The 12431-nt window shown below is 68.9% G+C and carries 14 protein-coding genes and 1 pseudogene; 9 read left to right on the forward strand and 6 right to left on the reverse strand.

Features of this window, described 5'->3' with window-relative positions; genetic code table 11:
• Positions 1-8: 8 nt before the first annotated feature.
• Positions 9-137 carry a hypothetical protein gene (locus MDN94_RS20770; protein ID WP_482727392.1) on the reverse strand — a complete coding sequence of 43 codons (129 nt, stop codon included), beginning with the start codon at positions 135-137 and terminating at the stop codon, positions 9-11.
• 225 nt (positions 138-362) lie between these two features.
• Entirely contained in the window at positions 363-491 is a 129-nt protein-coding gene (locus MDN94_RS20775; protein WP_482727393.1) for a hypothetical protein, read from the reverse strand.
• A 112-nt stretch (positions 492-603) separates the two neighbouring features.
• On the opposite strand from MDN94_RS20775, the gene MDN94_RS20780 reads away from it, so the two are divergent.
• The 5 genes from MDN94_RS20780 to MDN94_RS20800 all read left to right on the forward strand — a co-directional run bounded on the left by MDN94_RS20780 (position 604) and on the right by MDN94_RS20800 (position 5776).
• A complete protein-coding gene (locus MDN94_RS20780; protein ID WP_482727394.1) occupies positions 604-1401 on the forward strand; it encodes a VOC family protein in 798 nt (265 codons plus the stop codon).
• Positions 1402-1857: 456 nt separating this feature from the next.
• Positions 1858-2613, forward strand: a complete 756-nt coding sequence (locus MDN94_RS20785; protein ID WP_482727395.1) for a FadR/GntR family transcriptional regulator — start codon at positions 1858-1860, stop codon at positions 2611-2613.
• A 171-nt stretch (positions 2614-2784) separates the two neighbouring features.
• Positions 2785-3552: a (Fe-S)-binding protein gene (locus MDN94_RS20790; protein WP_482727396.1), complete on the forward strand. Its 768-nt coding sequence runs from the start codon at positions 2785-2787 to the stop codon at positions 3550-3552.
• Positions 3549-5150: a lactate utilization protein B gene (locus tag MDN94_RS20795; protein WP_482727397.1), complete on the forward strand. Its 1602-nt coding sequence runs from the start codon at positions 3549-3551 to the stop codon at positions 5148-5150. Before MDN94_RS20790 ends, MDN94_RS20795 begins: the two co-directional genes overlap by 4 nt.
• A complete protein-coding gene (locus MDN94_RS20800) occupies positions 5147-5776 on the forward strand; it encodes a LutC/YkgG family protein (protein WP_482727398.1) in 630 nt (209 codons plus the stop codon). The genes MDN94_RS20795 and MDN94_RS20800 overlap by 4 nt, the downstream gene beginning before the upstream one ends.
• A gap of 81 nt (positions 5777-5857) precedes the next feature.
• Here MDN94_RS20800 and MDN94_RS20805 read toward each other — a convergent pair whose 3' ends face one another.
• The 3 genes and pseudogenes from MDN94_RS20805 to MDN94_RS20815 form a co-directional block, all read right to left on the reverse strand.
• Positions 5858-6364 (reverse strand): hypothetical protein, encoded by a 507-nt coding sequence (locus tag MDN94_RS20805; RefSeq protein WP_482728196.1) that lies wholly within the window; start codon positions 6362-6364, stop codon positions 5858-5860.
• Positions 6365-6498: 134 nt separating this feature from the next.
• Positions 6499-6749 (reverse strand): annotated as a pseudogene (locus tag MDN94_RS20810) (NF041680 family putative transposase); the annotation flags it as partial.
• Between the two features lie 212 nt (positions 6750-6961).
• The gene (locus MDN94_RS20815; RefSeq protein WP_482727399.1) at positions 6962-7717 is read right to left on the reverse strand and encodes a helix-turn-helix domain-containing protein; all 756 of its coding nucleotides are present in this window, start codon (positions 7715-7717) and stop codon (positions 6962-6964) included.
• A gap of 220 nt (positions 7718-7937) precedes the next feature.
• Here MDN94_RS20815 and MDN94_RS20820 point away from each other — a divergent pair, with 220 nt between their 5' ends.
• From MDN94_RS20820 to MDN94_RS20830, 3 genes are read left to right on the forward strand one after another with little or no spacing between them, the layout of a single operon-like run.
• On the forward strand, positions 7938-8603 hold the full coding sequence (locus MDN94_RS20820) for a DUF4097 family beta strand repeat-containing protein (protein WP_482727400.1): 666 nt from the start codon (positions 7938-7940) through the stop codon (positions 8601-8603).
• A 27-nt stretch (positions 8604-8630) separates the two neighbouring features.
• On the forward strand, positions 8631-9587 hold the full coding sequence (locus MDN94_RS20825) for an ATP-binding cassette domain-containing protein (RefSeq protein ID WP_482727401.1): 957 nt from the start codon (positions 8631-8633) through the stop codon (positions 9585-9587).
• Positions 9584-10372, forward strand: a complete 789-nt coding sequence (locus tag MDN94_RS20830; protein ID WP_482727402.1) for an ABC transporter permease — start codon at positions 9584-9586, stop codon at positions 10370-10372. Before MDN94_RS20825 ends, MDN94_RS20830 begins: the two co-directional genes overlap by 4 nt.
• 384 nt (positions 10373-10756) lie before the next feature.
• On the opposite strand, the gene MDN94_RS20835 is transcribed toward MDN94_RS20830, so the two are convergent.
• Positions 10757-11086: an STAS domain-containing protein gene (locus MDN94_RS20835; RefSeq protein ID WP_482727403.1), complete on the reverse strand. Its 330-nt coding sequence runs from the start codon at positions 11084-11086 to the stop codon at positions 10757-10759.
• 583 nt (positions 11087-11669) lie between these two features.
• Between MDN94_RS20835 and MDN94_RS20840 the strand changes: the two genes are divergently transcribed.
• Entirely contained in the window at positions 11670-12401 is a 732-nt protein-coding gene (locus MDN94_RS20840; protein WP_482727404.1) for an SDR family NAD(P)-dependent oxidoreductase, read from the forward strand.
• Positions 12402-12431: the final 30 nt, after the last annotated feature.

Below are 12431 nucleotides of genomic sequence, written 5' to 3' on the forward strand. Positions count from 1 at the left end.
GCGACGGGTCAGCGAAGCAGCGCTCCGCGCAGGGTGATGGCGTGCCGTGTGCCCAGCCGCCGCAGTTCCCACATCGCCACGAGGGTGACGGACAGTGGTGCTCCCAGGGTGAAGGCCATCCGCACCCAGAACGGCACGCTGTCGTAAGGCGCCGCGGAACAGGTCGAAGAGGGCCACCTCCCAAACGAGCAGCGTCGCGAGCAGTGGCGGAAGCGTCTCGTGGAGGTCCGCTGTCCGGAAGACGTGTACGAGCGACTGCGCGATGCCGTAGAGACCGAATGGGCCGAGCCACAGCAGGAAGACGCCCAGCGCGAAGAGAAGCACCACCCGCCCTGCGGATGCCGTCCAGTCCGTGTCCTCGGTCACGAGAAAGCGGCGACGGCGACCGGGAAGGTCACCGCCAGCACGATGAGGGTCGTACGGATCTGGCCGACGGCTCGGCGCGCCGGCTGCCGCCGCCCCAGGCATCGCAAGGACCGGGCGGACGACATGCACGGATCCGGTGCATTCACGGATGGAGGGCCGTGACGGCCGGGCCGACGGGCGAGTGTCGGTGCCGGGTGTCAGTCTGGGACGAGACTTGATCTGCGAAAGGGAATCGTCGTGATCACCACTGATTTCGTCCCCGGCTCCCCCTGTTGGCTGGACCTCGGTGCCCCCGACGTCCCGGCCGCCGCAGCCTTCTACGGCGCGGTGCTGGGGTGGGACTACGAGTCCATGGGGGAGAGCGAGGACATGGAAGGCGGGATGTTCCGGAAGGACGGCAAGATCGTCGCCGGGCTCGGCAAACTCACGGAGAAAGGCGCGCGTCCCGCCTGGATGATCTACTACTGCGTCGCCGACGCGGATGCCACGACCCGGGCCGTGGAGAGCGCGGGCGGCACGGTACGGGTGGCGCCGAGGGACCTCGACGAGTGGGGCAGGATGGCGCAGTACAGCGACCCGCTGGGGGGCCAGTTCGCCGTCTGGCAGCCCGGGCAGAACAAGGGCGTCGACCTTGTGGACCAGCCGGGCTCGCTGTCCTGGACCGAGCTGTACACGAGCGACGTCGCGGCTGCGAAGGACTTCTACGGCCGGGTCTTCGGCTGGCAGTTCAGCGACATGGAGCTGCCGGGCGGCGGGGGCACGTACTCCCTCATCACTCCCGCCGGGCAGCCGGAGGAGCGTATGCACGGCGGCCTCATGCAACTCCGCAAGGAGGACCTCGCTCTGGCCGACGGGAAGCCGTACTGGCACCCGGTGTTCGCGGTGGCCGACTGCGATGCCGCGGTCGCGCAGGTCAACGAGAAGGGCGGCAGCGTTCAGATGGGGCCGGAGGACGCGGAGGGCGTCGGCCGCCTGGCGGTCTGCCTCGACCCGTCGAACGCGGACTTCGTCGTGCTGACCCCGAGCGAGAGCTGAACGCCGGAAGCCCCGGGCCGGCCGCTGCTTCGCGCGCCGACCGGCCCGGCTTGCTCCCGATTCATATGAGTGCTTGATCACTCACACTTCATGTTCCGGCCCATCAGTGGATGCCGTCCCATCCGCGCTGCCCGGACGGAGCCGCGGGGAGATGTCCGGTCGGGAAATGCCCGGTCGAGCGGTCGGAGCAGTGTCCGTCTCGGTGTGGGCGAGCCGGCCGCAGAGCGCGACGCACGCCGGTGGGCCAGGTTCGTAAGGGTCTTCCTGCCGGGACGCGGGTCGGGATGGTCGGCAGCGCCGTGTGCTCCGGCATCGAGGTCGCTTTGATGTCGACGACGCGGTCGCGTTCCTCGCCGCCGACGCCGCTCGCGGCAGTCGACCCGTTCATGGTCGGACCATATCCAAGCTGTGACATACCCTCGGACTCAACGACAAGCAGGTCCGGAAGGTGGGGCGATGGCAGCCGAATGGCGTCCCGTGCGGCAGTCGCGGACACATGAGCTCGTACTCGAGAGCATCGAGGAACGGCTGTTGTCCGGCGAGTTGAAGGCGGGCGACCGTTTGCCGCCCGAGCGCGAGCTTGCACCTGTCCTGGGGGTGAGCAGGTCCGCGCTGCGCGAGGCCCTGCGGGTGATGGAGACGATCGGCGTACTGGCCGCCCAGGTGGGACGCGGCCCCGACTCCGGGGCGCGCATCGTCCGCAATCCCGACGACGCCCTGGGCCGGCTGCTGCGACTGCATCTGGCGCTCGGGAGCTACGACCTCCAGGACGTGCTCGAGGCCCGGGTCGTGCTGGAGCGGTCGAGCTTCGAGGCGGCGGCCCGGTCGGCGCCCGAGGAACTGCTCGCCGAGGCGGCGGAGATCCTCGATCGGATGCAGCGGGACGACATCGACGTGGCGGAGTTCAACGAACTGGACACGCGCTTCCACATCCAGATCGCACGCAGCTCCGGCAATCAGCTGATCTCCATGCTGACGTCCGCGGTCCGCGAGTCCGTGCGCACGCTGATTCTGGAGGCGGAGGAGGCGGACGGGACCTGGCCGGTGACCGCGGCCGCTCTGAACGCCGAGCACACCGAACTGCTCCGCCTGGTCCGCGCGGGCGAGGGCGCCCGAGCGGCCGATCTCGCCGAGCGCCACATTCGCGGCTTCCACGGCAAGCTCGTGAAGGGTGCGGAGACAACGCGGACAGAGGAGCCGGAGGCGGAGTAGCAGCCGCGCCGGTCCGGCCCGGGGGCGATCCCTTCCGGGGCCGGTCCGTCTGCCGCCCGTAGCGCGGTCGACAGCGCACGACGCATGGGGCCGGAGCTGTCCACTGCCACAGTCCAGATTATGGATTGTCGTTAGAATGGTCGGACCATACGAGATCGTGGAGGCCTTCCCGTGCGAATCGGACTCTTCGCCACCTGCCTCGGAGACACACTCTTCCCCGACGCGGTGAAAGCCACCGCGCTGCTGCTCAGCCGGCTCGGCCACGAGCTGGTCTTCCCACCGGGGCAGACCTGCTGCGGCCAGATGCATGTGAACACCGGCTATCAGCGGGAGCCCGTCCCTCTCGTGCGGAACTTCACCGAGCAGTTCGGCGACACCTCCATCGAGGCCGTGGTCATGCCCTCCGGTTCGTGCGCAGGTTCCGTACGGCATCAGCACGAGATCATCGCCGAGCGGTACGGGGACGCGGCGCTGCGGTCCGGCGTCGCCGGCGTCAAGGCCAAGACGTACGAGCTGTCCGAGCTGCTGGTCGACGTGCTCGGTGTCGTGGACGTCGGCGCCTATTTTCCGCACCGGGTCACCTACCACCCCACCTGCCACTCGCTGCGGATGCTGCGCGTCGGCGACAAGCCGCTACGGCTGCTGCGCGCCGTCGACGGTATCGACCTGGTGGAACTGCCCGAGGCGGACGCGTGCTGCGGCTTCGGCGGCACCTTCGCCGTGAAGAACGCCGAGACGTCGACCGCGATGCTCGGCGACAAGGTCGCGGCGGTGACCGGCACCGGCGCGGCCGTCTGCACGGCGGGCGATTCCTCGTGTCTCATGCACATCGGGGGCGGGCTCTCCCGCATCAGGGCCGGGACCACGACCCTGCACCTCGCTCAGATCCTCGCCGCCACCCGTACCTCGCCGTACCCCCTGACGGAGGTCGCACGATGAGTCGCAGCACCTTTCTCGGCATGCCCGCCGCGCCGCCCCGCGCGCCGTACGGCGAGGGAAACCTGCGCGGGGAGCAGAAGTTCCCGAAAGCCGCGCACGGTGAACTGCGCAACGAGCAGCTGCGAGGGAACCTGCGCAGGGCCACCCGCACCATCCGCGCCAAGCGGATCGCCGTCACGGCGGAACTCGACGACTGGGAGCAGCTGCGCGACGCGGGCTCCGCCATCAAGACCGACACGATGAGCCGACTCCCGGAACTGCTGATGCAGTTGGAGGAGAAGGTCACGGAGGCGGGCGGCACCGTCCACTGGGCGCGGGACGCGGCCGAGGCCAACACGATCGTGACCCGCTTGATCGCCGCCACGGGGAGCGAGGAGGTCATCAAGGTCAAGTCGATGGCCACACAGGAGATCGGCCTCAACGAGCACTTGGCCGAGCACGGCATCACCGCCCACGAGACCGACCTCGCCGAGCTGATCGTGCAGCTCGCGGACGACAGGCCGTCGCACATTCTGGTGCCGGCCATCCACCGCAACCGGGACGAGATCCGCGACATCTTCCTCAAGGAGATCCCCGGAGTCGACCCGGGGCTCGACTCAGTACCGGCTCATCTCGCGGCGGCGGCACGGGCCTATCTGCGCGAGAAGTTCATGACCACCAAGGTCGCCGTCTCCGGGGCGAACTTCGGCATCGCGGAGACCGGCACCCTCTCCGTCGTCGAGTCCGAGGGCAACGGCCGCATGTGCCTCACCCTGCCGGACACCCTGATCACCGTCATGGGCATCGAGAAGGTACTGCCGCGCCACCAGGACCTGGAGGTCTTCTTCCAACTCCTGCCGCGCTCCTCCACGGGCGAGCGCATGAACCCGTACACCTCGCTGTGGACGGGCGTCACATCCGGTGACGGCCCGCAGGACTTCCACCTGGTGCTCCTCGACAACGGCCGCACCGCCGCACTCGCCGACGCCGTCGGCCGAGAGGCACTCAACTGCATCCGCTGCTCGGCCTGTCTGAACGTCTGCCCGGTGTACGAGCGGGCCGGCGGGCACGCGTACGGGTCGACGTACCCCGGCCCGATCGGGGCCGTCCTCACTCCGCAGCTGGCCGGCATGCACGAGGCGAAGGACGATCCCAACTCCTCGCTGCCGTACGCCTCCAGCCTCTGCGGGGCGTGTTTCGACGCCTGCCCGGTGAAGATCGACATCCCGTCGCTGCTCGTGGAGCTGCGACATCAGCACACCGAGCAGTCGGGCACGACTGCGGAGAAGCTCGCCATGAAGGCCGCCGCCGGCGTGATGGCCCGGCCGGGCCTCTACACCTCCGCACAGAAGGCCGCCCGCCTCGGCCGGATCGCCGCCGGACGTGACGGGAAGATCTCGCGTCTCCCTCCGCCGTTCAGCGGCTGGAGCGACAGCCGGGACACCCTGGCGCCGCCCAAGGAGACCTTCCGCGCGTGGATGGCCTCCGCCGAGGGCGCGAACGCGCTGCGCGCGGCGGCGCAAGGCGCGGAGAACCGCGCGGCCGGGCCCCGCCCGGCGCAGGACCGGGAAGAGCGGGACCCGGTGATCGGGCACGACTCGACCGAGGAGCAGCGATGAGCGCACGAGAGACGGTTCTCGGCCGCGTCCGGGACGCACTGACACTCGCCCCCCAGCCGCCGGTGACGGTGCCGAGGGCCTACCGCACCGGCACCACCCTGCCCGACCGGGAGCGCCTCGCGCTGTTCACCGACCGGCTGGTGGACTACAAGGCGCAGGTCCACCCGTGCACCGCGGCCGGCACCGCCGGCACTCTCGCGCGTGTGCTGCGCGAGCGCGGCGCCCGCACCGTCGGCGTACCGGCGGGGCTCGACCGCTCGTGGCTCGTGGCCTTCGACGGCACGGTCCAGGTGGACTCGGCCGACATCCCGGCGCCCCGCCTGGACGCGCTGGACGGCGTGGTGACGGGCTCGGCCGTGGCGTGCGCCGAGACCGGCACGATCTTTTTGGACGGCTCGGCCGACCAGGGCCGACGGGCCCTGTCCCTCGTGCCCGACCTGCATGTCTGCGTGGTCGACCTGTCCGCCGTCGCGGTCGGCGTTCCGGACGCCCTGGCCCGCCTGGTGCCGGCCCGGCCCACGACCCTGATCAGCGGCCCGTCCGCGACGTCCGACATCGAACTGGAGCGCGTCGAGGGGGTGCACGGCCCGCGCACGCTCGACGTGGTGATCAGGACGGACGCTTAGCTTGCATTCAACCTCTGCCTCGATCAGTTCTTGGCTGGTCGAGGCAGACGAGAGAGCTCGCACGGAGCTGAGTGCCGGCTCTCAATCTTCATGCGACACACCGAGGTCGTGGCGCATGGCGGTTCTCATAGTTCGGAGCATCTCCCAGACCTCGTACTGGGCCTGGGCCGCGGTCTCCATCGTTTCGCCCGGTTCGGGGGCACCGCGTTCGAGGCGTTTGACCTGGCCGTAGACCTTGTTCAGGGCTTGGTTGACGAAACTCGCTCGCCTGAGTACTTCTTCGGGGGCGATCATCTGTGCTTCGGAGTATCGATCGCGGTGCGCGTTCTTCGCCTCCTCGAGTGCGTCGCTGTCGGCGTCCTCCACGCCGCGTTCCCTCATGACGTGCAGGTGGCGGTTGAGAGCGGTGGTGAACTGGCGAGCATCCCGGTTGAGTTCCGCATAGCAGGTGCGTCGCAGCGAACGGTTCTCGCGAACCTCCTCATGGTCTCGAACGAGCTCTATCTCCAGGCGCTTCGCTCGCTCGGAGCCGCGCTGGGTGAGTAGCGCCCCTCCCAAGGTTCCTGCGACGCCTGCGACAGCGATCATCACTGAGCTGAGATCCACCGACGTACCCCGTAAAATTCTTCGGCCTCGTGCCCGGTGCACAGGGCCCAGGCCGTCAAGTTTGCCGCTCCTCGGTGTGCCGTCGTGCCCTTCTTGTGGTGGGCGGGGCGGCTGTATGCCTCGCCGGTGGCAAGGACTCTGCCCACGTCATGACGGATGGCCGGGCCGCGGTTCTTCGAACCCGGCGGCCGACGCCCGGGACGAGACGGTTTCTGTGCCTGGAGTCGGTCTTCGTGCACAGGTTCCTCGACCCCCTGCGGACCCGGGCGGGCGTGAGCCCGTTCTTCAGCGGGGCCGGTTTGTCCCATGGGCGCCGGAGATCGGTGGCCAGCGGCCGCGCGGGCCGGAGCTGGGCATAGGCGGCGATCCTCTGCGACGGAGCACAGGATCGGACGAAGGCCACCTTGACGTTCGCTGAACTGCGAGAGCACGGGTCAAGTGCGAGTCGCGTTCGACGCTGACGGTAAATGACAAGGAGTCCGTCTCCGAGATCCGGTGAGGAGGTGGTCGTGCTCATGACCGGATCCCTGGCACCGACGTTTTCGGACGTCTCATGGCTGTGACGATCGAGACGCTCGGCTATCCGTGATCCGGATCCGTTTCGGCAGTGCCGCCCGAGGGTGTTGTGGGTTTGGTGTGGAGGACTTCGCGGGCCTGCTCCGCGGCGCGCATGGTGCTCTCGGAGACGAAGTCGAGGAAGCGGGCGATGTTCTCGAGGCGGACGCCGGCCGGGGTGTGGGGGCCGAGGATGCCGGCGCCCTGTTGTGCGGTTCGGACTATCTGGTTCATGGACCGGGCGCTGGCGACCATCGACTGGTACATGACGTCGTCGTCGATGACATAGCGTTCGCGGCGGCGTTCGTCGCGCTCCCTTCGGACCATGCCCTGGCTCTCGAGGAACGCGATCGCCTTGGAGACGGACGCCGGGCTGACGTCGAGGCGTCGGACGAGTTCGGACGCGGTGAGGCTGCCGGTGTCGGTGAGGCTGAGGGCGGTCATGACCCGGGCCATCATCTTGGGCATTCCCGACTGCATCATGACGGTCGTGAACGTCTCCTCGTAGGCGCGGACCGCTTCGGCGTCGCGTCCGTGGGCCTGCGGGGGAGCCTCCGCGCCTCGGGGAGCGGCCTGTCGGCGGCGGTGGGCGCGGTGTTCGGTGGCGCGGTGGGCCAGGTCGGCGCGGTAGGCGGTGGGGCCGCCGTTCCGCATGACCTCACGTGTGATCGTCGAGGTCGGGCGGTCGAGCCGTCTGGCGATCTCCGCGTAGGCGAGGCCGTCGGCCAGCCCCAGGGCGATCTGCTGGCGTTCCTGCTGGGTGAGCCTGCCTCCCGGCATTTGCGGTCTCCTTCGTGCTCATCGGGCCCACAGCATAGCGTTCATTTCCAATCCATTGCAACGGATCGCTGGCTGACGTTGCGTTACCTTCGGAGCCGTTGCAACGATTAACAGGGTTTCACCTGCAGTTATAGCTTTCACGTGCAACGAGCCTGTTGCAAGGTCTGTGAATGCAACGTAGCTTTCTGGCATCGGAAACAACGACTCCCAGGAGAGCACGATGCAGAAGTTCGACACCCCCGCCCCGGTCTCCGCCGTCCTCGCCATCCCCGCGGGACGCATCCGGTTCATCGCCGCCGACCGGGCCGACACCGTCGTCGAGGTCCTGCCGGCGAACGCCGCCAAGAGGCGCGATGTCCAGACCGCCGAGCAGACCACCGTCGCCTACGCCGACGGTGTCCTGCGGATCCGCACCCCCGAGCCCAAGAACCAGCTCCTCGGCCCGTCGGGATCCCTGGAGGTCACCGTCCAGCTGCCCGCCGGTTCCCGCGTCGAGGCCAAGGTGGCCGGCGCCGAGCTCCGCGGCGTCGGCCGGCTCGGCGACGTCGCCTTCGAGGGCGCTTACCGCCAGATCAAGATCGATGAGGCCGCGAGCGTCCGCCTCACCGCCTTCGACGGCGACGTCGAGGTCGGCCGGCTGGGTGGCCCCTCGGAGATCAGCACCATGAGGGGCGACATCCGGATCGCCGAGGCCATGTGCGGCCTGGTCGTACTGAGCACCCAGTCCGGCGACATTTCGGTCACCGCCGCCGCCGGTGTCTCCGCATCCCTGGATGCCGGCACCTCCTACGGCCGGATCCACAACGCCCTCAAGAACGACGGCACCGTCGGTCTCGAGATCCGAGCCACCACCTCCCAGGGCGACATCACCGCCCGCAGCCTCTGACCCGCAGCCTCTGAAGGAGCACGCATCATGACCAGCTTGGCCATCGCGGCGAACGGGCTGCGCAAGTCCTACGGCGACAAGGTCGTCCTCGACGGCGTCGACCTGACCGTCCCCGAAGGAACGGTCTTCTCCCTGCTCGGCCCGAACGGTGCCGGCAAGACCACCGCCGTGAAGATCCTTTCCACCCTGATCAGCGCGGACGCCGGCGAGATCCGCGTCGGCGGCCACGACCTCGCCACCGACTCCCAGACCATCCGTGCCAAGATCGGCGTCACCGGTCAGTTCTCCGCCGTCGACGGCCTGATCACCGGCGAGGAGAACATGCTCCTCATGGCGGACCTGCACCACCTGCCCAGGCGTGAGGGGCGGCGGGTCGCGGCCGAACTGTTGGAACGCTTCGATCTGGTCGACGCCGCGAAGAAGCCTGCCTCCACTTACTCCGGGGGCATGAAGCGCCGCCTCGACATCGCCATGACCCTCGTGGGCAACCCGCGGATCATCTTCCTCGACGAGCCCACCACCGGCCTCGACCCCCGCAGCCGCCACAACATGTGGCAGATCATCCGCGAGCTCGTCACGGACGGAGTCACCGTCTTCCTCACCACCCAGTACCTCGAGGAGGCCGACCAACTCGCCGACCGCATCGCGGTACTCAACGACGGGAAGATCGCCGCTGAAGGCACCGCCGAGGAGCTCAAGCGGCTCATCCCCGGCGGCCACGTCCGGCTTCGGTTCTCCGACCCGTCCGTGTACCGGAACGCCGCCTCCACGCTGCGTGAGGTCGCCCGGGACGACGAGGCCCTGGCGCTGCAGATCCCCAGCGACGGCACCCAGCGTGAACTGCGATCCATCCTCGAGCGGCTGCACTCCGCCGGAATCGAGGCAGACGAGCTGACCGTGCACACCCCCGACCTTGATGACGTGTTCTTCGCCCTGACCGGCAGCGCCACCGTCCCCGACCAGCCCAAGGAGGCCGTCCGATGAGCTCCCTCTCCCTCGCCGCACGCGACACGAGCACCATGCTGCGCCGCAACCTCCTGCACGCGCGCCGCTACCCGTCCCTCACCCTGAACCTGCTGCTCACGCCGGTCATGCTGCTGCTGCTCTTCGTCTACATATTCGGCGACACCATGAGCGCGGGCATCGGCGGCGGCACCGACCGCTCGGCGTACATCGCCTACCTCGTGCCGGGCATCCTGATGATGACCATCGGCGGTACCACGATCGGCACCGCGGTGTCCGTCTCCACCGACATGAACGAGGGCATCATCGCCCGCTTCCGCACGATGGCGATCCACCGCGGATCGGTGCTCATCGGACACGTCATCGGCAGCGTGCTGCAGTGCGTGATGAGCGTGGTCCTCGTCGGCGCCGTCGCCGTGGCCATCGGCTTCCGCTCCACCGACGCCACCACCCTGGAGTGGCTCGCGGCGTTCGGACTCCTCACCCTGTTCGCCCTGGCGCTCACCTGGATCGCGGTCGGGATGGGCCTGATCAGCCCGAACGCCGAGGCCGCCAGCAACAACGCCATGCCGCTCATCTTCCTGCCGCTCATCTCCAGCGCGTTCGTCCCGGTCGACGCGATGCCGGGCTGGTTCCGGCCGATCGCCGAGTACCAGCCGTTCACGCCGGCCATCGAGACCCTCCGCGGCCTGCTCCTCGGCACCGGGATCGGCCACCACGGGTGGCTCGCCATCGCCTGGTGCCTGGCTCTGACCGTGCTCGGCTACTTCTGGTCGAAGGCATCCTTCAATCGCGACCAGAAGTAACGGCCATGACAGCGCGGGTCATCTCCCGCGACCCGTCCCGCCCTGGGCGGCGTACTCCGACACCGCGTCGGAGTGCGCCGCCCCGTGCTTGTGCAACGGATCATCGAACAGCCTCGACCTGAGCGCGGAGGTGCGGCGGATGCTGGGGGGACTGGAGCCGATGGCAGGCAGTTGACGTCGACGTGGACAGCTCGTACGCGGACTGTCCGGCAGGGTTCTGTGACTGGCAGCCGGCTGAGGCTCCCGGCTGGAAGGTCGGCGGCCGGCTCCCAGGGGGCCGCACCGACCCGTATCCCCGATTCTGCTCTGCCTGCGAGGTTCGGACGGTCCGCTGCTGACCATCGCCTTCTCCGCCACGACATGCGGCGTGCCGGGTTCCCCGGGTCAGACTTCGAAGGTTGCGACGGCTTCCGTACCGACGTGATGGAGGATGCGCTTGACGCGGTGGTTCGGACGGTAGATGGTCACCTTCGGGGCGTCTGCGGCGCTGGCCGCGCGCAGCAGCGCGTAGGCGCACACCAGGTCGATCCGGTCCAGAGCGCGCATGTCGAAGAGCCACTCCCGGGCATCCCGCAGTCGCGGATCCTGCAGTTGTTCCTCGATGGCCCGTGCCGTCGAGGAGTGCAGGACGCCGTGGAACGTCACGGTCGCGCGTTCGCCGTCGGAAGAGATCGCGAGGGGGAGCCGGCGTCCGGGGCTAGTAAATGTGCGCATGTTGGTCGCTCCGATACAAGAGAAACGTCGACGCCGCTTCAGGTGTGATTGCGTCTTGAATCAGGCATACGCCTCGAAAGTGAATGAATGGCTTCTTTCATGTTAAGGACATGGTGGCCGCCGCACGCGCACAGCCGGGAGCGGGCCGGTGTGAGTACGGCAAGGCGGCCTTCGTCGTCCTGCGTTGGCGGTGACCGGGGTGCGCAGCGCGTCGCGGGCAGGGCGGTGACGACTTCACGTCGTGGCTGTCCCGGTGGGGCGTGGGACGTCCTTGCTCATCAGGCCGAAACCCCTGGCGGCGTGGGTGTGGGTCATCCGGCTTCAGGGGGCGTGTGACCCTGGCGCCTCCAGGACGTTGATCAACCATGACGACGTACACGCTGGGGATCGAGGGCGGCCCGCTGGACGGGCGGAGCGGCGACGGTGGACGCCGCCGACGGCCGGCCGCTGGGGCCGCCTGCGGCAGCCGACGCCTGGATGTACTGACCTGCAGCGTTTTTCTCGCGACTGGTGGGTCTGGCCTGTGAGCGCCGTGCGGCTGCGGGGTCCAAGTGATCGAACTTCGACGAAGTAGGGAAATCGCATGCTTCTGGAGAACAAGACTGCCATCGTCTACGGCGGCGCTGGAGCGATTGGCTCCGCCGTCGCCCGCGTCTTCGCAGGCGAAGGCGCCACGGTCCACCTGGTCGGGCGGACCCACGCACCTCTGGCTGAGCTGGCCGGCACCATCGCCGGATCCGGGGGTCGCGTCGAGGTCGCCACGCTCGACGCGACCGACCGCGCCGCGGTGGAGCAGCACGCCGACGCCGTCGCCCGGCACTCCGCGGGGATCGATATCGCTTTCAACGCCACTTCCAACGACGACCTGCACGGCACCCCTGTGGTCGACATGGCCGACGAAGACGTGCTGCGCCCCGTCATCAAGGCAGTCACCACCCACTTGATTCTGGCCACGGCCGTCGCCCGCCATATGATCCGTCGCCACACCGGCGTGATCCTGGCCATGGGTGGCGGCCGAGAAGCCATCCCTGGCCTCGGCGGCTCCCATATTGCCTGGTCCGCCCTCGCCGGTCTGTGCCGGCAGCTCGCCGGCGAACTCGGCCCGCACGGCATCCGGGCAGCCTGGCTGCTCTCTCCCGGCTCGCCCGATCCCTCCATCCCGCCCGAGGACGACCCTGAGGCGACCGTGACTCTGCTCCACCGTCGGCCCCGTCTCGAAGACGTCGCCTACGCCGCGGCCTTCCTCGCCTCCGACCGCGCGCCGACCATGACCGCCACAGAGGTCAATGTCACCGGCGGCGCCGTCGTCGACTGAACGCACTCGGAAGGTGTTGTTGCGCCACGC

It is taken from the genome of Streptomyces sp. WAC00040 (assembly GCF_056835925.1).